Source organism: Micromonospora sp. NPDC049891, from assembly GCF_040660295.1.
Taxonomy (GTDB): domain Bacteria; phylum Actinomycetota; class Actinomycetes; order Mycobacteriales; family Micromonosporaceae; genus Micromonospora.
This window is the reverse complement of record NZ_JBFAML010000038.1, coordinates 22,826-44,405: the sequence shown is the minus strand read 5'-3', so window position 1 is coordinate 44,405 and position 21,580 is coordinate 22,826. Positions and strand designations below refer to the sequence as shown.

The following is a 21,580-nucleotide window of genomic DNA, read 5'->3' as shown; positions in this document are numbered from 1 at the left end:
GCACGGTCGAGCAGATCACCGACCCTGAGTACTCGACCCTGGCGTTCCTCAAGGGCCTCAAGCAGGTCGACGGCTGGCAGGACATGCCCCTCACCCAGGCCGCGCAGACCGTGCAGGTCTCGGCCTACCCCGACCACTACGCCCAGTGGGAACAGCAGGCCGCCGACCTCGTCGCCCAGCACTGGAACAGCTGAGCACCCACAACCACAGACATTCCTCCACAGGGGGAAACAAGACCGCCGGCCGGCACCCGAACCAGGGCGCCGGCCGGCGGGCCTCGGTGGGTCCGTACGCCGCAACTGTGGCGGCGGTCACGACAGGGGTAGGAAGAAGTGGAGCGGGTAACCTGTTGACTCGGGTGTCGGTGTGATCCAGTGTCCCCGGGCCTCACCTAAATTGCCTTCGCGGAATACCGTTCGGCTGGAGCCGCGTCGCGCCACTCGCCGAGAGGCGACCTGCACACCGGCACCTTCGTCGCCCCCGGCCCGATCTCGGGCCGGGGGCGATGTCGTGGAGTGTTCCGGTAGGTGGGTCGCCGATCCCGGCGCGCTGTCCTAAGGTCGAGACCGGAGGTGTCGAGCGTGGGACTGCGGGACAGGTTGCTGGGTTGGCCGGTCTACCGGCAGCTCACCGGCACCGACCCCCTGGGCCGGGGTGCGGCGGCGTGCTCGACCCGCAGCGCCGCGTTGACCGCCTGCACGCAGGAGGCCGACCGGGTCGCGCGCTCCGTCTGCCCGTACTGTGCGGTCGGCTGCGGGCAGCGGGTCTTCGTCACCGACGACCAGGTCACGCAGATCGAGGGTGACCCGGACAGCCCCATCTCCCGGGGTCGGCTCTGCCCGAAGGGCGCCGCCAGCCGGAGCCTGGTCACCAGTCCGCTGCGCCAGACCACTGTGCGCTACCGGCGGCCGTACGGCACCGAGTGGGAGGACCTGGACCTCGACACCGCGCTCGACATGATCGCCGACCGGGTGCTCGCGGCCCGCGCCGAGACGTGGGAGGACGCCGACGCCGAGGGTCGGCCGCTGAACCGTACGTTGGGGATCGCCAGTCTGGGTGGGGCCACCCTGGACAACGAGGAGAACTACCTCATCAAGAAGCTGTTCACCGCGATGGGGGCGCTTCAGATCGAGAACCAGGCCCGTATTTGACACTCCGCCACCGTCCCCGGTCTGGGGGCCAGCTTCGGTCGCGGTGGCGCGACGGACTTTCAACAGGACGTGGCCAACGCCGACGTCATCGTCATCCAGGGCTCCAACATGGCCGAGGCCCATCCGGTCGGCTTCCAGTGGGTGATGGAGGCGAAACGACGCGGGGCCAAGGTCTTCCACGTCGACCCGCGGTTCACCCGTACCAGCGCGGTCGCTGACGCGTACCTGCCGATCCGGGCGGGTACCGACATCGCGCTGCTGGGCGCGGTGGTGAACCACATCCTCAGCAACGAGCTGGATTTCCGGGAGTACGTGCTGGCGTACACGAACGCCGCGACGATCGTCAGTGACGACTTCGTCGACGCCGAGGACGCCGACGGGATCTTCTCCGGCTTCGACCCGGCGACCGCCAGCTACGTACAGGACAGTTGGCAGTACGCGGGCCACGAGCGGGACTCCGGCAGTGGCCACACGGGCGAGGAGCGGGAGACCGCGGCGGGTCTGCGCCACGAGTCGCACGGTGCGCCGGTCGCCCGCCAGGTGCGGCGGGACGAGACCCTGCAACACCCGCGCTGCGTGTACCAGATCCTCAAGCGGCACTTCGCCCGCTACACCCCGGAGATGGTGGAACGGGTCTGCGGCGTACCCCGGGAGAAGTTCCTGGAGCTGGCCCGCGCCTGGACGGAGAACTCCGGGCGGGAGCGCACCGGCTGCCTGATCTACTCGGTCGGCTGGACCCAGCACACCGTCGGGGTGCAGTACATCCGCACCGGGGCGATCATTCAACTCCTGCTGGGCAACGTGGGTCGGCCCGGAGGTGGGGTGATGGCGCTGCGCGGGCACGCCAGCATCCAGGGCTCGACCGACATTCCGACCCTGTTCAACCTGCTGCCGGGCTATCTGCCGATGCCGCACCACGCCCGGCATCCCGATTTCGACGCCTGGGTGGACAGCATCCGGCACCCCAGCCAGAAGGGATTCTGGGGTGGTGCCCGCGCCTACGCCGCCAGCCTGCTGAAGGCGTACTGGGGGGACGCGGCGACCCCGGAGAACGATTTCTGCTACGGCCGTCTGCCCCGGCTGACCGGCGATCACGGCACCTACCAGCAGGTGCTGAACATGATCGACGGAAAGGTGAAGGGGTACTTCCTGCTCGGCCAGAACCCGGCGGTCGGTTCGGCGCACGGCCGGGCCCAGCGGCTGGGCATGGCCAACCTCGACTGGCTGGTCGTCCGCGACCTGTTCATGATCGAAAGCGCCACGTTCTGGCAGCGCGGTCCCGAGGTCGCCACCGGTGAGATCGTGCCGGAGCAGTGCGCCACCGAGGTGTTCTTCCTGCCGGCGGCCTCCCATGTGGAGAAGGAGGGCACCTTCACCCAGACCCAGCGACTGCTGCAGTGGCGGGAGAAGGCCGTGGACCCGCCCGGCGACGCCCGCTCCGAGCTGTGGTTCTTCTACCACCTGGGGCGCCGGATTCGGGAGAAGCTGGCCGGCTCGACCCTGCCGCGCGACCGCGCGTTGCTCGACCTGACCTGGAACTATCCCACGCACGGCCGGCACGCCGAGCCCGATGCCGAGGCGGTGCTGCGGGAGATCAACGGATACGACACGACAAGTGGCCGTCCGTTGTCGGCCTTCACCGAGGCCCGGGACGACGGGACGACCGCGATCGGCTGCTGGATCTACACCGGGGTGTACGCCGACGGGGTGAACCAGGCGGCCCGGCGCCGGCCGGGGCACGAGCAGGACTGGGTGGCCGCCGAGTGGGGCTGGGCATGGCCGGCGAACCGGCGGCTGCTCTACAACCGGGCCTCCGCCGATCCGCAGGGCCACCCGTGGAGCGAGCGGAAGCGGTACGTGTGGTGGGACGCCGACGCCGGGCGGTGGACCGGCCGCGACGTGCCGGACTTCGAGGTGACGAAACCGCCGTCGTACCGGCCGCCGGAGGGTGCCACGGGGCCGGCGGCACTGGCCGGGGACGACCCGTTCATCATGCAGTCCGACGGCAAGGGCTGGCTGTACGCGCCGAGCGGGGTGCTGGACGGGCCGCTGCCGACGCACTACGAGCCGGCCGAGTCGCCGGTGCGCAATCCGCTCTACGGCCAACAGGCCAACCCGACTCGCAAGATGTACTCCCATCCGGTGAACTCGACGAACCCGAGCCCGCCGCAGCAGCACGACCAGGTCTTCCCGTACGTGTTCACGGTCAGCCGGCTCACCGAGCATCACACCGCGGGCGGGATGAGCCGTACCGTCGCCCCGCTCGCGGAACTGCAACCGGAGATGTTCGTGGAGGTCTCCCCGGAGTTGGCGGCGCTGGCCGGGCTGACCCATCTTGGTTGGGCGCACCTGATCAGCGCCCGCGCGGCGATCGAGGCACGGGTGCTGGTCACCGATCGGCTGGTGCCGCTGTCGGTGGACGGCCGGGTGATCCACCAGCTGTGGCTGCCGTACCACTTCGGCTTCGAGGGGCTGGTCACCGGGGACTCGGCGAACGACCTGCTCGGCATCACCCTGGACCCGAACGTGCTGATCCAGGAGAGCAAGATCGGTACCTGTGACGTGCGGCCGGGACGCCGGCCCACCGGAACGGCGTTGCGGGAACTGGTGCAGGATTACCGCAGCAGGGCCGGCATCGTGCCCGGTGTCCTGCCGCCGGCGGTCACCCCCGGTGTGCCGGTCGATCCACCCCGGTCCACCGGCGACGGAGAGGGGAACCCCTGATGGCCGATCCGCGCAGCCGGCCCGCCGCGCCCGCGTCGTCGTCGGCACCGGCCGCCGGGGCGGCCGATCCGGCGACCGCGGCCGGCTGGGTCGACGCGCCGCCGAGGATGGGCTTCTTCACCGACACCAGCGTCTGCATCGGCTGCAAGGCGTGCGAGGTGGCCTGCAAGGAGTGGAACGGGGTACCCACCTCCGGGCTGGACCTGCTGGGCATGTCATACGACAACACCGGCGCGTTGACGGCGAACTCGTGGCGGCATGTCGCCTTCGTCGAACAGCCCCGGCCCGCCGGGCACGCCACCGGGTCGTTCGCCGGAAACCCGACTGGCGACCCGGCCGGTGCGGCCTCCGCCGCCCGGTCGGCCGGCACCACGAACCCGACCGGGACCGAGCCGGGTGTGCTGCCCGGCCAACCGCCGGTCGCCGCCCGGATGACCGAGTTCCTCGGCATGCCGGCGGCCGGGCCACCCGGACGCACCGGCAGCGCCGAGGAGCGCAGCGACTTCCGCTGGCTGATGATGTCGGACGTGTGCAAGCACTGCACCCGGGCCGGTTGCCTCGACGTCTGCCCGACCGGGGCGCTGTTCCGCACCGAGTTCGGCACGGTGGTGGTGCAGGAGGACACCTGCAACGGCTGCGGCTACTGCGTGTCGGCCTGCCCGTACGGGGTGATCGACAGGCGGGCGGACGACGGCCGGGTGTGGAAGTGCACCCTCTGCTACGACCGGATCGGCGCGGGGCTGACCCCGGCCTGCGCGCAGGCCTGCCCGACCGAGTCCATCCAGTACGGCCCCCTGGACGAGCTGCGGGAACGGGCCGCCGCGCGGGTCGCCACGTTGCGGGAGCGGGGGGAGCCGCAGGCGCAGCTCTACGGCCACGACCCGCACGACGGGGTCGGCGGCGACGGCGCGTTCTTCCTGCTGCTCGATGAGCCGGAGGTGTACGGCCTGCCCCCGGATCCGCAGGTGACCACCCGGGACCTGCCGGCGATGTGGCGCCGCGCGGGGCTGGCCGCGCTGGCCATGACGGCGGCGGCAGTCGGCGCGTTCCTCGGCGGCCGGCGGTGAACCCGGACCGACCGGCCGTCGGTGACCGGTTCCGTCGCTTCCGGGCGGGCCGTCGGGCCGGTGAGGAGCTGGCCGTGCCGCCGGCCGAGTTCACCTCGTACTACGGCCGGCCGATCCTGAAGCCGCCGGTGTGGACGTGGGAGATCGCCGCCTACCTGTTCACCGGCGGGCTGGCCGCCGGTTCGTCGCTGCTCGCGGCGGGTGGGCAGCTCAGCGGGCGCGCCGGGGTACGCCGTGCCGGCCGGGTCGCCGCGCTGGCCGCGGTCACCGCCAGCGCCGGTCTGCTGGTCAAGGACCTGGGCCGGCCGGAACGGTTCCACCACATGCTGCGGGTGGCCAAGCCGACCTCGCCGATGTCGGTGGGCACCTGGATCCTCACCGCGTACGGTCCGGCTGCCGGGTTGGCCGCGGTCGCCGAGGTGGCGCCGCTGCTGCCCAGGCGGGGCCCGCTCGGGCTGGCCCGTCGGGCGTTGCCGCCGGTGGGACGGGCCGCCGGGCTGACCGCCGCGCTGGTCGCACCGGCCCTGGGCACGTACACGGCGGTGCTGCTGGCCGACACGGCGGTGCCGTCCTGGCATGAGGCGTACGCCGACCTGCCGTTCGTCTTCGCGGGCAGCGCGTTGGCCAGCGGCGCGGGAGTGGGTCTGCTCGCCGTGCCGCCGGCCCAGGCGGGCCCGGCGCGGCGGATGGCGGTGGCCGGCGCCGGACTGGAGCTGTTCGGCGCGCACCGGGTGGAGGGTCGCCTCGGTCTGCTGGGTGAGCCCTACCGGACGGGTCGGGCCGGCCGGCTGCTGCGCGCCGGGCGGGCGCTCACCGTCGCCGGGGTGGCCGGGGCGGTGCTGGGCCGGCGGAGCCGGCTGGTGTCGGCGGTCTCCGGTGTCGCGTTGCTCGCCGCTTCGGTGGCGACCCGTTTCGGGGTCTTCCACGCCGGTGTCGCCTCGGCCCGCGATCCGAAGTACACGGTGTTGCCGCAGCGGGCCCGACTCGACCGGCGGGCGGCCGAACCCGGCGGGTAGCCGGCGGTGCCGACTCGGCCGGACGCCCGCCGCCGAGCTGTGATCCAATGGCCGGTGGAGGCGTTCAGGCGGCTGGTGCCCCTCCCGGTCTTCAAAACCGGTGTGGTCCGGGATCCGGGCCAGGCGGGTTCGATTCCCGTCCGTCTCCGCCAGCCTGCGAGGAGATGAACCGATGAGCGACGGCGGCGCGGACCCGCGGCGCCGGGTGCCGCGTACCGACGCGTTGCTGGCTGAGCCGTCGCTGGTCGCAGCCGCCGTCGCGGTTGGCCGCGACCGGGTGCGCAGCGCGGTGCGGCAGGCCCAGGAGCGGGCCCGCCGGGGTGAGATCGACCCGGCAGAGGTACGCGACGCCGCGCTGGCCGCGTTGCCGCCGCCCGTGCCGCGGGTGGTGCTCAACGCCACCGGGGTGGTGCTGCACACCAACCTCGGGCGGGCCGCCCTCTCCGAGGCCGCGCTGGCCGCGGTGACCGCCGCCGCCGGGTACACCGACGTCGAGCTGGACCTGGGCACCGGGCGGCGGGCCCGCCGTGGGCGGGACGCGCTTGACGCCCTCGCCGCCGCCGTGCCGGCCGCCGAGGCGGTGCACGTGGTCAACAACGGCGCTGCCGCGCTGGTACTGGCGGCCACGGCGCTCGCCGCCGACGCCGAGATCGTGGTCAGCCGGGGCGAACTGGTGGAGATCGGCGACGGTTTCCGGCTGCCCGACCTGCTCACCAGCACCGGTGCCCGGCTGCGCGAGGTGGGCACCACCAACCGGACCACCCTCGCCGACTACGCCGCCGCCGTCGGGCCGAATACCGGCTTCGTGTTGAAGGTGCACCCGTCCAACTTCCGGGTCACCGGCTTCACCTCGGCGGTACCGGTGCGGCGGCTGGCGGCGCTCGGCGTGCCGGTGGTCGTCGACATCGGTTCCGGGCTGCTGGTACCCGACCCGCTGCTGCCGGACGAGCCGGATGCCGCGAGCACCCTGCGTGCCGGGGCGGCGCTCGTCACCGCCAGCGGCGACAAGCTGCTCGGTGGCCCGCAGGCCGGATTGCTGCTCGGCACCGCCGAGCTGGTCGAGCGGCTGCGCCGGCACCCCCTCGCGCGGGCGTTGCGGGTGGACAAACTGACCCTGGCCGCGCTCGCGGGCACGCTCGGTGACCTGGCCACCCCGACCCGCCGGGCCCTGCACGCCGACGTGGCGGCGCTGCGCGAGCGGACCGAACGGCTGCGCGACGCGCTCGCCGCCGACGGCCGCAAGGTCGAGGTGGTGCCGTCCGTGGCGGTGGTCGGCGGCGGCGGGGCACCCGGCGTCGAACTGGACTCGTGGGCCCTCAGCCTGCCCGAGCGCTACGCCGGCCCGCTGCGTACCGGTGATCCGCCGGTGCTGGGCCGGGTGGTCCGTGGCCGGTTGCTGCTCGACCTGCGCTGCGTGCCCGAGCGGGCTGACGCGTTGCTGCGCGCCGCGGTGCTGGCCGTGCCGGGAGACGACTGACCATGCTGGTGGTGGCCACCGCCGGGCACGTCGACCACGGCAAGTCCACGCTGGTGCGGGCGCTGACCGGAATGGAACCGGACCGTTGGGCTGAGGAACGCCGCCGCGGCATGACCATCGACCTCGGGTTCGCCTGGACCGCGCTGCCGTCGGGTCGTACCGTCGCGTTCGTCGACGTGCCGGGGCATGAACGGTTCGTGCCGAACATGCTGGCCGGGGTGGGCCCGGTGCCGGCCGCCGTGATGGTGGTCGCCGCCGACGCGGGCTGGATGCCGCAGTCCGCCGAGCACCTGGCCGCCCTGGACGCGCTCGGAGTCGGGTACGGCCTGCTGGTGGTGACCCGCGCGGACCTGGCCGATCCGGCGGCGGCCCTGGCCGTGGCCCGGTCGGAGCTGGCGGCGACCTCGCTCGGTGAGGTGGAGGCGGTGCCGGTCAGCGCCGTCACCGGTGCCGGCCTGTCCGAGCTGCGGGCCGCGCTGGACCGGTTGGCCGACCGGGTGCCGGTCCCGGTGGCCGACGGCCCGGTCCGGCTCTGGGTCGACCGCTGTTTCACGGTGCGGGGCAGCGGCACGGTGGTCACCGGCACCCTGGGCGGCGGGCGGCTGCGCGTCGGCGACGAACTGGAGTTGGCCGGCAGCGGCGAACCGGTGCGGATCCGGGGCCTGCACCGGCTCGGTGCCGCCTGCGACGAGGCGGTGCCGGTGGCGCGGGTGGCGGTCAATCTGCGGGGTGTGGCCCGCGACCGGGTCGGCCGCGGCGACGCCCTGCTCACCCCGGGTCGGTTTCGGGGCACCGACCTGGTCGACGTGCGGCTGGCCGGGGTTCCGGTGGCCGAGCTGCCGGCGACGCTGACGTTGCATGTCGGGTCGGCCGGGGTTCCGGTGCGGGTCCGCCCGCTGGGCACGGACACCGCCCGGCTGCGGCTGGGCCGTCCGCTGCCGCTGCTGGTGGGGGACCGGGCGTTGCTGCGTGATCCGGGTCGCCGGTACGTCGCCGGTGGGGTCACCGTGCTCGACGTGTTGCCGCCGCCGCTGGGGCGTCGGGGTGCTGCGGCGGCCCGGGCGGCTGTGCTGGCCACCCTGGACGGCCGCCCCGACATCGTCGGCGAGCTGCGCCGCCGGCGGCTGGCCCGGGTCGCTGACCTGGTCAGGGCGGGTGTGCCGGTGACGGTCGCTCCCGTGGCGGGCGACTGGCTGGCGGATCCGGAGCACTGGCTGCGGTTGGGTGATCGGCTCGCCCTGGCCGTGGCCGAGCACGCCCGCACGCATCCGCTGGCGCCGGGTGCCCCGGTCGAGGAACTGCGCCGACACCTCGACCTGCCGGACCGGACCCTGGTCGAAGCCCTGGTCCGGCCGCCGCTGCGGCTGGTCGCCGGTCGGGTGGTGGCGCCCGGCGCGGCGTCGTTGCCCGAGCCGCTGGCCCGCGCGCTGGCCCTGGTGGGTGACGACTACGCGGCGCATCCGTTCCGTGCCCCCGACGCCGACCGGCTCGCCGCCGTCGGGCTCGGTACCCGGGAGATCGGCGCGGCGGTGCGGGCCGGGGCGCTGCTCCGGCTCACCGGTAACGTGCTGCTGCTGCCCAGCGCACCGCAGCAGGCGGTTCGGGTGCTGACCGGACTGCCGCAGCCGTTCACGCTCAGCGCCGCCCGGCAGGCGCTGGACACGACCCGCCGGGTGGCGGTGCCGCTGCTGGAGTTGCTGGACCGGCAGGGACTGACCCGTCGACTACCCGACGACGCCCGGGTGGTGGTGGATTGAGCACATCGTCGGTCGGGACCGCAGCCGGGCACCTACCGTGACGGCATGGATCCCTCCGCGGTGTGGCGGGACCGGCAGCACCGGTGGCGGATCGAGGCGTACCGTGCGCCGGATCTGCGGTTCGCCGTCTACGCGACGAACGGCACGACCGAGTCCGCGCCGCTGTGGCTGTTCGGCATGTCGGCGCTGGCCCGGTGGCTGATGAGTCACAAGATCTCCCTCGACGACCTGGAGGTCGACTGAGCGTTCCCCGTTCGGGGGACAAATTCGGATAATTGCGGACGGATCCGGGTCGGTTTTCGTACCGTGCCAGCTGTGAAGGACCGAGGCATCCGGAAGTTCGTCGCGGTGCTGGCCGGCCTCGCCGTGATCTACTTCGGCACCACCGGCCGGTCCCCGGAGGAGGGTCGCGGCCTCTCCGGTGGGCTGGTGGTGCTGGCACTGCTGGCTTCGCTGCTGGTGTGGTACCTGACCAGACCCGGCGGCGACGCGGCGAAGTGACGACGCTCAGCGGGCGGCCACACCCCGGCTGATCTGCCCGGCCGACTCCTCGCCGAGAGCGACCCGCACCAGCGCCGAGGCGAGCCGGCCGAAGTCGACGTCGTCGACCAACCGGGCCAACCGGTCCGTGGTGGCGGGCAGACCGAGTCGCCGCGCGCCGGCCACCGCCCGCCGGTCGGCGTACGGGCGCAACTCCGGCCAGACCGCCTGCACCTCGCGCAGGAAGATGTCCGCGCCGGTGGGTCCGATACCGGGGAACTCGGTGAGCAGCCGGCGCAACTGTGCCGGCTCACCGGCCGCCTCCCGGTGCAGCCGCCGCAGGTCGCCGTGCCAGCGATCCAGACAGAGCCGGGCACCGGAGCCGAGCATCGTCGCGGTCCGCTCGTCGTAGCGGCGGTAGTGGCCGCGCCCCAACGCGTCGACCCGTTCCTGCCAGCTCGCGGCCTCCATCGCCTGCGGGGTGCGGTAGCCGGCCGCGAAGAGCTCCCGGGCCGCCGCCACCCCCACCTGCGCCCGGATCCGGGTGCTGAGCAGGGTGACCAGCACCAGCAGCTGGTACAGCGGCGCCGGTCGGTCGGCCAGCGCGATGCCCGCCTCCTCGGCGTACGTGCGGCGGGTCAGCAGGGCCCGCGCCAGCGCCCGTTGGTCGCCCATCCTCGGGGTGTACCCACCGCCGACCCGGATAGCCCTCGCCATGGCCGCCCGGCCGGAATGCCGCCGGCAGCGGCGGGTAAGCCGCGGGTGACGCGGCGCCGCGCCGCGCACCGGCGAAGGGAGACGACCGTGACGAACCCGCAGCAGCAGGAACTCCGGCGCAACGCCCTCGGCGAGACCAGCCAGGACAACAAGGGCCCCGACCCGGCGGGCCATCCCCGCAACCGAGGTTCCTCGCGCGGGGACGCCGGCCGCCCGGTGCCGCACGGCCAGGTGTCACCGTACGGTCCCAGCGGCCAACCGGTCGCCGAGGACGACAGCGACCACCGCTAGGTCGCGCTTCCATGCGGCCGTGCCCGCTACGCCGAACCCAGCCGGCGTCCCGGGCGACCTGCCGTAGGGCCTACTCCGACGGCCGCAGCCGGTTCCAGGTGGCTGCGGCCGTCAACCCGAAGGTGAGGTGCGGGACGAGGTCGGCGATCCAGTCGACCCGCCGCCAGGTACGCGGATCGGTGATCCCGAGCAGGGTCAGCGATCCGTCCGACAGCGTCATCAAGCCCCCGCCGAGCAGGGCGGCCGCCCGCAGCACCGGCTGCCGGCGCCCCCGGGCCAGCAGCGCGAAGCCGACAGTCGCGGCCGCGCCCAGCCCGTAGCCCAGCAGGGCACCGAGGCCGCTGCGCCGGTTACCCGCCTGCTCCGGCGAGCCGAGGGGCACATGCGCGGCGCCGGCCAGTTTCCCGGCGCTCTGCTCCGGGGTCTGACTGGCCGGCCGGGCCCGGGCCGTCATGTCCAGATACGTGACGATGTTGAGCGCGGTGGTGCCGACGGCCCCGGCGATGAGGCCGTCGGTCAGGTCGGCGGCCCTCACTTCTTCGGATCTCCGGGCTCGCGGTTGCCCTTCGGCCCGTAGGTGCGTTCGCCCCGCACGATGCCGCGCCGGCCCTGATCCTCCCGCAGGATCCGGTTGGCCGCCTCGTCGGCCTTCTGGTCCGGGGTGCGCCGACCCGAGCCGTCGATGGCGTTGCGGAGGCGGGCGCGCTGCTTGTCGTAGGCATTGCTGCCGGGTCGAGGTCCTGGCATCGCTGTCTCCTCTGGTCGTCGCCGGTTGGCGTCGGTGACCCCTCTGGTCGTCGCCGGTGGCGTACGCGGCCCGTCTACCCGCCTGGACCGCCGCCAACCGTGCCGACCGGTCACCGGGGGCCGCGTACCACCGCGACCGGACAGTGGCTGTGGTGCAGTAGCGACTGACTCACCGAACCCAGCAGCAAACCGGTCACCTCACCACGTCCCTGCCCACCCACCACCAGCAGTTGCGCCTGGCGGGAGGCGTCGGTGAGCACCCGGGCGGCGCGACCCCGCACCGACTCCCGGGTGATCCGCACCTCCGGGTACCGCTCGGTCAGCCCGGCGATGGACTCGGCCACCGCGCGGTCCTCGTCCTCCCGCAACTCGGACTCGTCGTACACCAGGGGCTGCATGTCACCCGGGCCGGTGGACACCGGGTGCCGGTAGGCGTGCAGCGCGAGCACCGAGGCACCCCGCAGGGCGGCCTCGTGGACGGCGAACTCCACGGCCAGGCGGGACGACTCGGAGCCGTCCACTCCGACCACGACGGCCCCGTCGGTCTGCGGCGCGCCGCGCGCCACCAGCACCGGACAGTCGGCGTACGCGGCCAACTTCACCGCGACCGAGCCGAGCACCAGCGCGGCGAACCCACCTCCGCCCCGGTCACCGAGCACCACCATCGCCGCGGTGGGCGCCTCGGCGAGCAGCACGGCCGTGGCCTCACCGTCGACGATCTCGCCGGTGATCCGTAGCCCCGGCGCGGCCGCCTCGGCCTCCTCGACAGCGGCGGCGACCAGCTGCTCCGCCCGGGCTCGCAGACCTCCGTCGGGGGCGCCCTCCGTGGCCGGCCGGACGGGGGAGTGCAGCGTCGGCCAGATGAAGGCGTGCACCACCCGCAGCGGCCGGTCGCGGCGGGCCGCCGCCGCGGCGGCCAGTCGTACCGCGGCGAGGGCGGGCTCGGAGCCGTCCACACCGACCACCACCGCCGAGCCGCTCGCCGAGTTCACCGTCGCCTCCCGTGCCGGGCCGTCATCGGGACCGATTTGGGTCAGTATCGCCGTCCGCGGTGGCCTGCGGGGCGATACCGGCGAGCGACGTGCTGTCGGTACGCTGGCGACCAGTGCCTGGGAGGGAGCGTCGTCGATGGTGGAGCCCGACCGGCCGAGTACCGCACGGATGATTGACTTCTGGCTCGGTGGGGCGCACCACTATCCGGTGGATGTGGCCGCCGCCCGAGCCTTCGAGCAGGCGTACGGCCCGTGTGCTCCGGTCTTCCGGGCGCTGCGCGCCTTCCTCGGCCGTGCCGTACGCGCGATCGCCGCCACCGGTGTGGATGGCTTCCTGGTGTTCGGTGCCGGGGTGCCGACGATGGGCAACGTGCACGAGGTGGCACCCGAGGCGACGGTCCTCTACACCGACGTCGATCCGGTGACCATCCGTCTCGGGCAGCGCATCCTGGCCGGCAGCGACCGGGCGGGTTACGGCTTCGGCGACGCCACCGACATCGGCACCGTCGACCCGGCGCTGCTGCACCGGTTCGTGCCGGGCTGGGGCCGACGACCGGTGGGGGTGGTGTTCCTGGGCCTGGCGGCGTTCCTCGACGACGACACCCTCGCCCGCACCCTGGACGAGCTGTACACGGCGGTGGCACCCGGCAGCCAGCTGGCGATCGACTTCGACACCGAGGAACTCGCCGCGCATCCGGAGGCGCTGGCGATGATGGGCCCGGCGTTCCGGATGCGCCCGCCGGCGGCGTTCGCCCCGTTGCTCGGTCGGTGGACGCCCACCCGGGACGGGATCGTACCGGTGACCCACTGGCGGCCGGAGGGTCAGCCGGCGCAGCTGCCGGATGCCTTCCACGGTGCGGTTGCGGTGCGGTCGGCCGGGTGACCATGGGTGGATCCGCCTCCGTATGATGCTTGCCCCAGAGCAAGTATTTTCGGAGGATGGTCATGGCGGATGCGCCCACGGGGATCTCCCGCGCCTTGCGCGAGGCCCCGCCCGACCGCGTGGTCGAGGCCGCCGACCTGGCCATCCGGTCGGCGCTCGGCGCGTCGGGCACCGCCGTGTTCATCGCCGACTACCGGATCAGCGGGCTGTGGCCGGTGTTCGACTCGCGCCGGCCCGGCGTGGACACCCCGGCGGTCCAGGGTACGGTGCAGCGCTGCTTCAGCAGTCAGCAGCCGGTCCGTGAGTCCGGTGAGGACGGGCGGTGCCGGCTGCACCTTCCCCTGTCCGTGTGGGGCGAGCGGCTGGGGGTCCTCATTGTCGAGTTGGCCGCCGAGCCGTCGGAGACGGTGGTACGCGCGGCGGTCGACATCGCCGGGGACGTGGCCATGGCGCTGCGGGCGGCCGACCGGGAGACCGACCGCTACCGGCGGGCCCGGCGGCGGGAGCGGCTGAGCATGGCCGCCGAGTTGCAGTGGGAACTGCTGCCGGGGCGCAGTGTCAGCCACGACTCCTTCCAACTGGCCGGTCAGCTGGAACCGGCGTACACGGTGGGCGGTGACCATTTCGACTGGTCCCTGGATGACGGCCGGCTCACCGTCACCGTGCTCAACGGCGACGGCATCGGGCTGGCCGCCGCGCTGTTGACGGCGGTGACCGTCAACGCGATGCGCAACGCCCGCCGCTCCGGTGGCGGTCTGGTGGAACAGGCCGAGCTGGCCTCCGACACGGTCTACTACCAGCACCGGGGGCACCGGCACGTGGCGACGTTGCTGCTCGAACTGGACTGTGCGACCGGACGGGTGCGGGCGGTGGACGCCGGCTCACCGCATCTGGTGCGGCTGCGCGGCGGTACGGTCTCCCGGGTCGCCCTCGAACAACAGCTACCGCTGGGCATGTTCGGTGAGACCCGCTATGACCTTCAGGAGTTCGATCTCGACCCGGGGGACCGGTTGTTCGTCGTCTCCGACGGGGTGTGGGCGGCCGATCCGAGTGGCCGGGAGACGTACGGCGAGCGGGCGATGGCCCGGGCGATGCGGGCCACACGGTTGCAGCCGCCGACCGAGGCGGTTGGTACGGTGATGCGCGAGTTGCAGACCTTCCACGCGGACACCGACCTGCGCGACGACGCGGTCGTCGTCTGCCTGGACTGGCGTGGCGCGGTCGGCCGGGAACAGGGTTGACCGGCCCGTCCGGCGAGTCGGTGCAGTACCAGCGGGACAATCGCAGGGGACATCGGGTGGAGCGACCGGATCTCGCCGCGGCGATCGACGCGGCCGCGGAGGCGCTGGTGGGCGTGCTCGACTCCGCTGTTTCCCGGCACCGGCTCGCGGTGTCGCCGACCCAGCTGCGGGTGCTGTCGCTGCTGAGCACCCGCCCGGAGATCAACGTCAACCGGCTGGCGGAGCTGTTGGACGTGGTGCCCTCCTCGGCCAGCCGGCTCTGTGACCGGTTGGAGGCGATCGGGCTGGTCCGCCGGACGGCTGACCCACGGGACCGCCGGGAGGTGCGCCTGGTCCCGACCGCGGCCGCCGAGGTGCTGCTGGGGGAGGTGCGCTCGCGCCGGCACGAGGCGGTGCGGGCGGTGCTTGAACGGATGCCGGTCCGGGGGCAGCAGGACCTGTTGCGGGCGCTTGTGGCGTTCGGGCAGGCAGCGTCGGTGGTGGAGACCGCGAAGGCGTCAGCGTCCGCTCGCAGCGCCTGAACCTCTCCAACTAGTATCCTAGGACGGCCTACCGGTGGTGACACCCGTCACAGTGGTACCGACTGGCACCCGCCACGGGCACGCTGGGCAGCAGAAGCACGCGGCCGGCCCGTTATAGTGGCAGCGCATTCGACCGGCCCGTGATCATCGACGATGGACGGCGGGTCAGGGGACCGATCCCACAGGGGATCACAGGGGGCGCCGGCATCAGCCGGCTGGACAACGCGTACGACGCCGCACGGCGGACCAGAGCCGCGGTGCCCGAGCGCGTCGCGGAGGAGGTTCGGTGTCGGGTCGGGCGGCTCGGGCGGAGCAACCGCAGGCCCGCGACGGCGATGGCCGGCGACCCGACGATCGGGTGCTCACCTGGCCGAACCTGATCAGCTTCGTCCGCCTGTTGGGTGTGCCCCTGTTCCTCTACCTGTTCCTGGTGGCTCGCGCCGACACCGCCGCGATCGTGGTGTTGGCCATCGGTGGCACCAGCGACTGGGTGGACGGCTGGATCGCCCGGCGGCTGGGTCAGGTGAGCCGGCTGGGCGAGCTGCTCGACCCGCTCGCCGACCGGCTCTACATCCTCGCCACCCTTGTCGCGTTCACCGCCCGCGAGGTGGTGCCCTGGCAGTTCACCGCCGCGCTGCTGGCCCGGGAGGTGCTGCTGCTGGGCTCGCTCGGGGTGCTGCGACGGCACGGCTACGGGCCGCCGCCGGTGCACTACGTCGGTAAGACGGCCACCTTCCTGTTGCTGGCTGCTTTTCCGATCCTGTTGCTGGCCGCGGTGGTGCCGGCGGCTGCGGCGGCAGCCGGTGCGATCGGCTGGGCGCTGGCGTGGTGGGGTCTGGTGCTCTACTGGGTCGCCGGCGCGCTGTACGTGGTCCAGGCCCGGCAGTTGGTGCGGGCGGTACGCGGTCGGCAAGGAGCGGCGGCATGAGCGACGATCCCGGTCAGGGCCGGCGTGGGGCGAGAGCCTTCACCCCGGACTTTCTCACCGAGTTGTTCCGTAATCCACTGGATCCGGGCTACGCCGACGCGGCGGCCCAGCGGGCGAGGACGGGCCGGCCGGCGCGGTCGGGTTGGTCGGTGGGGCCGGTCGGGCTGGTGGTGATCGTGCTGCTCGGTTTCCTGTTCGCGGTGGCCTACCGGCAGACGATGGCCGAGGAGCCGGGGCGTGCGCAGGCCCGTTCCGGGCTGGTGGCGCAGATCAAGCAGCGGCAGGGTGAGACCGACGCGTTGTCGACGCGGGCGGAGGAGCTGCGCGAGGAGGTCAACCGGCAGCGGGAGGCGGCGCTGGGTGGCTCCCACGCGGCCCGGTTGCGGGAGCTGGAGGCGAGTACCGGCCTCGGGCGGGTGCGTGGTGACGGTGTGGTGGTGGAGTTGGCGGACGGGCCGAGTGGCCAGGATTCGCTCAGCGGTGGCGGTGCCGGTCCGGCGCAGGTGATCTACCTCGATCTGCAGAGCGTGGCGAACGACCTGTGGGGTGCCGGCGCGGAGGCGATCGCGATCAACGGTCAGCGGTTGACGTCGACGTCGACGATCCGGTCCGCGGGGCAGGCGATCCTGGTGGATTTCCGACCGGTGACCGGGCCGTACGAGGTGAGCGCGATCGGGCCGGGCGGGATGCGTAAGCGGTACGAGGCGAGTTACAGCGCGTTGACGATGCGCAAGGTGGCTCAGGTGAACGGGTTGTCGTTCGCTGTGCGGGACGCCGATGACCTCACCCTGCCTGCTGCTCCGGAGCCGCGGCTACGCTACGCGGAGCCGGCGGTGAGTCCGAGTGTGTCGTCGTCGGGCGGTGACGAGTCGTCCGGCTCGGGTACGTCCCCCAGTCCCTCCGGAGGTGGTCGATGATCGCGGTGCTGGCCCTGCTGGCCGGTGTGCTGCTCGGACTGTGGCTCGATCCCACGGTGCCGGCGGCACTGCAGCCGTATCTGCCGATCGCTGTGGTGGCCGCGTTGGACGCGGTGTTCGGTGGGGTTCGGGCAAAGCTGGACCGCATCTTCGACGACAAGCAGTTCGTGGTGTCGTTCATCTCGAACGTGCTGGTTGCGGCGCTGATCGTGTACCTGGGTGACCAGCTGGGGGTGGGCGGTCAGTTGTCCACCGGTGTGGTGGTCGTGCTGGGGGTTCGTATCTTCGGCAACGTGGCGGCGATCCGTCGGCACCTGTTCCGGGCGTAGGTTTGTGGCGTGAGTGACGAGCACACGCAGACGGGTACGGGCTGGCCGCAGCCGGCGGAGCCGGCGCGGCCGGATGGCCCGGCGGGGGAGCCGGATCCGCGTCCGGAGGCGCCGGATCCGGACGAGTTGAGTCCGTTGTCGCCGCAGGGGAGCCCGCCGGGGGAGGACGAGGATTCGTCGGCCACGCCGGACGCGGATGCCCCGGCGGAGCCCGCCGAGGGTGTCGCGGCGGCGGAGCAGCCGGCCACGGCGGTGTCGCCGTGGCGGCGGCTGAGTTCGGCCGCGGTGATGATCGGTGTGTTGCTGGGGCTGCTGGGTTTCACCCTGGCGGTGCAGTTGAAGACGACGTCGACGGATTCGTCGTTGACGACGGCGCGGCAGGAGGACCTGGTCCGGATCCTGTACGACCTGGAGGCGCGGGAGATTCGGCTGCGACAGGACGTTGCCGCGTTGGAGGAGAGCCAGCGGCAGTTGCGGTCGGGTGAGCAGGGGCGTCAGGCGGCGTTGGAGGAGGCTACCCGGCGGGCTGACGAGTTGGGGATCCTGGCGGGTACGTTGCAGGCGCGGGGCCCGGGTCTGGCGGTGCGGTTCCAGGCGGGGCCGGCGAAGCCGATCTCGGCGATGCGGGTGCTGGACGCGGTGCAGGAGTTGCGGGGTGCCGGCGCGGAGGCGATGCAGATCTCCGGTGGTGACCGGGCGACGGTGCGGATCGTGGCGTCGACGTACTTCGTGGACCACGAGAGCAGGGACGGGTCGTTGGTGGTGGACGGGCGCCGGTTGACGGGGCCGTTCACGATCACGGTGGTGGGTGATCCGGCGACGATGCGTACGGCGCTCAACATTCCTGGTGGGGTGGTCGCGTCGGTGGCTGGCGACGGCGGTAACGTGATCGTTGAGGATCGTGAGGTTGCCGAGGTCTCGGCGCTGCACGTGCCCCGCCCGCTGGAACATGCCCGTCCGGTCTCCTGAAGGTCGGCGGGCCGGCACCGGTTGGTCCGGTGTCGCGATGGATGAGGACGCTGCTGGTGATTCCTGAGGATCTGCGTTACACCGCCGAGCACGAGTGGGTGGCCGCGGCGGACGGTGGGGCCGTCCGGGTGGGCATCACTCATTTCGCGCAGGATGCTCTTGGCGACATCGTGTATGTGCAGTTGCCGGAGGCGGGTGCGACGGTGGCGGCCGGTGAGTCGTTGGGTGAGATCGAGTCGACGAAGAGTGTGTCGGAGCTCTACGCCCCGGTGGCCGGGACGGTGTCGGCGCGCAACGAGGCGCTTGTCGACACCCCTGAGGTGATCAACAGTGATCCGTACGGCGCGGGTTGGTTGGTGGAGATCAGCGTGTCGGATCCGGCGGCGGTGGACGGGCTGTTGAGCGCGGATGCGTATCGCGAGTTGACCGAGAGCTGAGCGTTTTGCTGTGCGGGCGGGGCGGTGTCTGCCGCGCGTCCGGTTGCCCTGTTTTTCGGCGCTGGCTAGGCTCGCCCAGTCGACCGAGAACCCATTAGTTGAGCGTCGCGGACAGCCTTTCGGGGCACGGAGAGCCAGCCGCCGGGTGGATGAGAGCCCGGCGGCCAGACCCGCCGTCTCCCGACGCCGACCGAAACAGATTCCGTGAGGTGGTCCCCATGACTCGCCCAGGCGACGAGTTCCCCCCGCTCGACGTCACGTCGACGCTCAATCTCGGTTCGCTCGAGGAAGCACTGGAGGGGCCGGACACTGATGTGGTGCCGAGCCGGATGTCCGGTTCGCTGCCGCCGGGGATGGCGCTGCTGGTGGTCCGGCGGGGGCCGAACGCGGGTGCCCGGTTCCTGTTGGATCACGACGTGACGACAAGTGGGCGGCATCCGGACAGTGACATCTTCCTCGACGATGTGACGGTGTCGCGTCGGCACGCGGAGTTCCACCGTGACGGTGGGACGTTCACGGTGCGGGACGTGGGCAGTTTGAACGGCACGTACGTGAACCGGGAGCGGGTCGAGGCGGCGACCTTGAGCAACGGTGACGAGGTGCAGATCGGCAAGTTCCGGGTGGTGTTCATCGCCGGTCCGCGCCCGGAGGGTGAGGCCGGCCGGGGGTGAACGAGCCTGCGGCCTCCAGGCCGTCCGGGGTGGGTGGCGCCCAGCCGCTGATGAGTATCGGCGAGGTGCTGGCTCAGTTGCGGGCGGATTTTCCGGACGTGACGATTTCGAAGTTGCGGTTTCTTGAGGCTGAGGGCCTGGTGGAGCCGCAGCGTACGGCGGCGGGTTACCGGAAGTACGGCTGGGACGATGTGGCCCGGTTGCGGTTCGTGCTGACCGCGCAGCGGGATCAGTTTCTGCCGTTGCGGGTGATCCGGGAGCAGTTGGCGCGGTGGGATGCCGACGGTGAGGTGCCGGAGTGGTCGCGTCCGGCGTTGGTGGCGGTGGGGCCCGATGGTGAGGTGCCGGGTCGTGACGCGGCGTCGTCGGGTGAGTCCGCGCAGGTCCGGTTGGATCGTGCCGAGTTGGTGGCGCGGAGTGGGCTGGACGAGTCGACGCTCGGTGAGTTGGAGCGGCTCGGGTTGGTGGTGTCGGATCCGCCGGGGTGGTATGACGGCGATGCGTTGATCATCGCGCGGGCGGTGGCGGGTCTGGCCGCGTACGGATTCCAGCCGCGACATCTGCGGGGCTATCGGACGGCGGCGGATCGCGAGGTCGGTTTGTTCGCGCAGTTGGTGGCGCCGTTGGCGCGGCAGAGTGATCCGGCGGCGCGGGCGCGGGCGGCGGAGACGGAGCGGGAGTTGGTGGCGCTGTCGCAGCAGTTGCATGCGGCGTTGGTGCGGGTGGGGTTGCGCTCGACGTTGGGCCGGTGAGGTGCGTGTGCGTGCTGATCGGCCGGTTGGTGAGTGGCGTAGGCTTGCGGGGGTAACCCCTCTTCTGGCGCGGGCGTGGGTGCGTGTAGCGCATGAGACGGCCGTGTCGCGGTCCGTGTACCGTGCAGAGAAGGGCGCGGTGCGGCGTAGGTGACAACGACACGGAGGCAGCGGTGCGCGAGCTGAGCGTGGTCGGGGTTCGGGTGGAGTTGCCTAGCAACCAGCCGATCGTCCTGCTCAGGGAGGTCGAGGGGGACCGCTATCTGCCGATCTGGATCGGCGCGGTCGAGGCGACGGCGATCGCTTATGAGCAGCAGGGTGTCAAGCCGGCGCGTCCGTTGACCCATGATCTTCTGCGGGATGTGTTGGCGGCGTTGAAGGCGCCGTTGCGGGCGGTGGAGATCACCGAGTTGAAGGAGAACGTCTTCTTCGCTGACCTGTTGATCGGTGATGGGGTGCGGGTTTCGGCTCGGCCGAGTGATTCGATCGCTCTGGCGTTGCGGGTGGGTGCGCCGATTCGTTGTGCGGAGCAGGTCCTCAGTGAGGCGGGGATCGTGATTCCCGACGAGCAGGAGGATGAGGTGGAGAAGTTCCGGGAGTTCCTGGAGCAGGTGCGCCCGGAGGATTTCGCCGGCTGAGAGTTCGGCCCTGCCGGTGTCGGTGGTGGGATGTTCTGCCGCGCGGGCGGTGACTGTCGGTGATGGTGATGGTTATCGCTGTCGATGCGCGGCGTGTCGTGACGGTTTCTCCGTGGTAACTCCTGGCGGTCGCTATAGGGTTGCCGTGTCGAGGGGTGCGCGTCCCGGATACGGCGTGGCACCGCACTGACGGGGAGGTTGTCCGGATGTACGAGCCGCGGGATTCCGATCGGGGTGCGGTGTCGGGTGAGCCGGGTGGGATGCCCGGGTCGGCAACTGACGGTGACGGTGCGGTGGGGTACCGGGGTGTGACGGCCTGCCACGCGGTGGGGATCAGCTACCGCCAGTTGGATTACTGGGCGCGTACGTCGTTGGTGGTGCCGAGTGTGCGGGACGCTTCGGGTTCCGGTACGCAGCGGTTGTACTCGTTTCGCGACCTGGTGGTGTTGAAGGTGGTGAAGCGGCTGCTGGACGCCGGGGTGTCGCTGCAGAACATCCGTAAGGCGATCGAGGCGTTGCGGTCGCGTGGGGTGGAGGACCTGGCCGGCATCACGTTGATCTCTGATGGGACGACGGTGTACGAGTGTCGTTCGCCGGAGGAGGTGGTCGACCTGTTGCAGGGCGGCCAGGGGGTGTTCGGCATCGCGATCGGTGGCGCGTTCAAGGAGATCCAGGGTTCGTTGTCGCATCTTCCGGCGGAGCCGGCGGCGGTGTCGGTGGAGCAGGAGTCGCCGGAGGTCGCCGAGGGTGGCGCGGTGGGCGACGAGTTGGCTGCGCGGCGGGCCCGGCGGCGGGCGGGTTGAGTAGGTCCACTGTGGTGTTCCGGTGAGGTCGCGCGTCCACTGATGTGTTCGGTGGTCGGCCTGTTCCGGTGC

Annotated in this window: 24 protein-coding genes, 1 tRNA gene and 1 pseudogene; 22 read left to right on the top strand and 4 right to left on the bottom strand. The window is 72.3% G+C overall.

Features of this window, described 5'->3' with window-relative positions; genetic code table 11:
- The 9 genes and pseudogenes from AB0I71_RS29835 to AB0I71_RS29795 all read left to right on the top strand — a co-directional run.
- Positions 1-194 (top strand): annotated as a pseudogene (locus AB0I71_RS29835) (hypothetical protein); the annotation flags it as partial.
- A gap of 387 nt (positions 195-581) precedes the next feature.
- Complete coding sequence (fdh, locus tag AB0I71_RS29830; RefSeq protein ID WP_357590256.1) at positions 582-3,875, top strand: formate dehydrogenase; 3,294 nt, start codon at positions 582-584, stop codon at positions 3,873-3,875.
- Positions 3,876-3,982: 107 nt separating this feature from the next.
- Positions 3,983-4,942 (top strand): 4Fe-4S dicluster domain-containing protein, encoded by a 960-nt coding sequence (locus AB0I71_RS29825; protein ID WP_357590268.1) that lies wholly within the window; start codon positions 3,983-3,985, stop codon positions 4,940-4,942.
- A complete protein-coding gene (gene nrfD / locus AB0I71_RS29820; protein WP_357590254.1) occupies positions 4,939-5,958 on the top strand; it encodes an NrfD/PsrC family molybdoenzyme membrane anchor subunit in 1,020 nt (339 codons plus the stop codon). The genes AB0I71_RS29825 and nrfD overlap by 4 nt, the downstream gene beginning before the upstream one ends.
- Positions 5,959-6,014: 56 nt before the next feature.
- Positions 6,015-6,110, top strand: a tRNA-Sec gene (locus tag AB0I71_RS29815).
- Between the two features lie 20 nt (positions 6,111-6,130).
- The gene (gene selA / locus AB0I71_RS29810) at positions 6,131-7,435 is read left to right on the top strand and encodes an L-seryl-tRNA(Sec) selenium transferase (protein ID WP_357590252.1); all 1,305 of its coding nucleotides are present in this window, start codon (positions 6,131-6,133) and stop codon (positions 7,433-7,435) included.
- A 2-nt stretch (positions 7,436-7,437) separates the two neighbouring features.
- Positions 7,438-9,192: a selenocysteine-specific translation elongation factor gene (selB, locus tag AB0I71_RS29805; RefSeq protein WP_357590250.1), complete on the top strand. Its 1,755-nt coding sequence runs from the start codon at positions 7,438-7,440 to the stop codon at positions 9,190-9,192.
- 45 nt (positions 9,193-9,237) lie between these two features.
- On the top strand, positions 9,238-9,435 hold the full coding sequence (locus tag AB0I71_RS29800) for a hypothetical protein (RefSeq protein ID WP_093402430.1): 198 nt from the start codon (positions 9,238-9,240) through the stop codon (positions 9,433-9,435).
- A 72-nt stretch (positions 9,436-9,507) separates the two neighbouring features.
- Positions 9,508-9,693, top strand: coding sequence for a hypothetical protein (locus tag AB0I71_RS29795; RefSeq protein ID WP_357590270.1), 186 nt, complete (start codon positions 9,508-9,510; stop codon positions 9,691-9,693).
- Positions 9,694-9,699: 6 nt separating this feature from the next.
- On the opposite strand, the gene AB0I71_RS29790 is transcribed toward AB0I71_RS29795, so the two are convergent.
- Entirely contained in the window at positions 9,700-10,347 is a 648-nt protein-coding gene (locus tag AB0I71_RS29790) for a hypothetical protein (protein WP_357590248.1), read from the bottom strand.
- A gap of 129 nt (positions 10,348-10,476) precedes the next feature.
- On the opposite strand from AB0I71_RS29790, the gene AB0I71_RS29785 reads away from it, so the two are divergent.
- Positions 10,477-10,680 carry a hypothetical protein gene (locus tag AB0I71_RS29785; protein ID WP_357590246.1) on the top strand — a complete coding sequence of 68 codons (204 nt, stop codon included), beginning with the start codon at positions 10,477-10,479 and terminating at the stop codon, positions 10,678-10,680.
- A 70-nt stretch (positions 10,681-10,750) separates the two neighbouring features.
- Here AB0I71_RS29785 and AB0I71_RS29780 read toward each other — a convergent pair whose 3' ends face one another.
- The 3 genes from AB0I71_RS29780 to AB0I71_RS29770 all read right to left on the bottom strand — a co-directional run bounded on the left by AB0I71_RS29780 (position 10,751) and on the right by AB0I71_RS29770 (position 12,419).
- The gene (locus AB0I71_RS29780; protein WP_357590244.1) at positions 10,751-11,215 is read right to left on the bottom strand and encodes a hypothetical protein; all 465 of its coding nucleotides are present in this window, start codon (positions 11,213-11,215) and stop codon (positions 10,751-10,753) included.
- Positions 11,212-11,427: a phosphatidylethanolamine-binding protein gene (locus tag AB0I71_RS29775; protein WP_203995879.1), complete on the bottom strand. Its 216-nt coding sequence runs from the start codon at positions 11,425-11,427 to the stop codon at positions 11,212-11,214. The genes AB0I71_RS29780 and AB0I71_RS29775 overlap by 4 nt, the downstream gene beginning before the upstream one ends.
- A 110-nt stretch (positions 11,428-11,537) precedes the next feature.
- Positions 11,538-12,419, bottom strand: a complete 882-nt coding sequence (locus AB0I71_RS29770) for a universal stress protein (protein ID WP_357590242.1) — start codon at positions 12,417-12,419, stop codon at positions 11,538-11,540.
- 136 nt (positions 12,420-12,555) lie between these two features.
- Between AB0I71_RS29770 and AB0I71_RS29765 the strand changes: the two genes are divergently transcribed.
- From AB0I71_RS29765 to AB0I71_RS29710, 12 genes are all read left to right on the top strand, one after another.
- On the top strand, positions 12,556-13,302 hold the full coding sequence (locus AB0I71_RS29765; RefSeq protein WP_357590240.1) for an SAM-dependent methyltransferase: 747 nt from the start codon (positions 12,556-12,558) through the stop codon (positions 13,300-13,302).
- 62 nt (positions 13,303-13,364) lie between these two features.
- Positions 13,365-14,543, top strand: coding sequence for a PP2C family protein-serine/threonine phosphatase (locus AB0I71_RS29760; protein ID WP_357590238.1), 1,179 nt, complete (start codon positions 13,365-13,367; stop codon positions 14,541-14,543).
- Positions 14,544-14,599: 56 nt separating this feature from the next.
- Complete coding sequence (locus AB0I71_RS29755) at positions 14,600-15,064, top strand: MarR family transcriptional regulator (RefSeq protein ID WP_357590236.1); 465 nt, start codon at positions 14,600-14,602, stop codon at positions 15,062-15,064.
- 358 nt (positions 15,065-15,422) lie between these two features.
- Positions 15,423-15,992 carry a CDP-alcohol phosphatidyltransferase family protein gene (locus AB0I71_RS29750; protein ID WP_357590266.1) on the top strand — a complete coding sequence of 190 codons (570 nt, stop codon included), beginning with the start codon at positions 15,423-15,425 and terminating at the stop codon, positions 15,990-15,992.
- On the top strand, positions 15,989-16,909 hold the full coding sequence (locus tag AB0I71_RS29745) for a DUF881 domain-containing protein (protein WP_357590234.1): 921 nt from the start codon (positions 15,989-15,991) through the stop codon (positions 16,907-16,909). Before AB0I71_RS29750 ends, AB0I71_RS29745 begins: the two co-directional genes overlap by 4 nt.
- Complete coding sequence (locus AB0I71_RS29740) at positions 16,906-17,238, top strand: small basic family protein (protein WP_093402419.1); 333 nt, start codon at positions 16,906-16,908, stop codon at positions 17,236-17,238. The genes AB0I71_RS29745 and AB0I71_RS29740 overlap by 4 nt, the downstream gene beginning before the upstream one ends.
- A 9-nt stretch (positions 17,239-17,247) precedes the next feature.
- Positions 17,248-18,207: a DUF881 domain-containing protein gene (locus tag AB0I71_RS29735; RefSeq protein ID WP_357590231.1), complete on the top strand. Its 960-nt coding sequence runs from the start codon at positions 17,248-17,250 to the stop codon at positions 18,205-18,207.
- Between the two features lie 56 nt (positions 18,208-18,263).
- On the top strand, positions 18,264-18,644 hold the full coding sequence (gene gcvH, locus AB0I71_RS29730; RefSeq protein ID WP_357590229.1) for a glycine cleavage system protein GcvH: 381 nt from the start codon (positions 18,264-18,266) through the stop codon (positions 18,642-18,644).
- Positions 18,645-18,862: 218 nt separating this feature from the next.
- Positions 18,863-19,315: an FHA domain-containing protein gene (locus AB0I71_RS29725; RefSeq protein ID WP_093402417.1), complete on the top strand. Its 453-nt coding sequence runs from the start codon at positions 18,863-18,865 to the stop codon at positions 19,313-19,315.
- 50 nt (positions 19,316-19,365) lie between these two features.
- Positions 19,366-20,067, top strand: a complete 702-nt coding sequence (locus AB0I71_RS29720) for a MerR family transcriptional regulator (protein WP_357590264.1) — start codon at positions 19,366-19,368, stop codon at positions 20,065-20,067.
- A 173-nt stretch (positions 20,068-20,240) separates the two neighbouring features.
- Positions 20,241-20,705 (top strand): bifunctional nuclease family protein, encoded by a 465-nt coding sequence (locus AB0I71_RS29715; RefSeq protein ID WP_013733914.1) that lies wholly within the window; start codon positions 20,241-20,243, stop codon positions 20,703-20,705.
- Between the two features lie 206 nt (positions 20,706-20,911).
- A complete protein-coding gene (locus AB0I71_RS29710) occupies positions 20,912-21,508 on the top strand; it encodes a MerR family transcriptional regulator (RefSeq protein ID WP_357590227.1) in 597 nt (198 codons plus the stop codon).
- Positions 21,509-21,580: the final 72 nt, after the last annotated feature.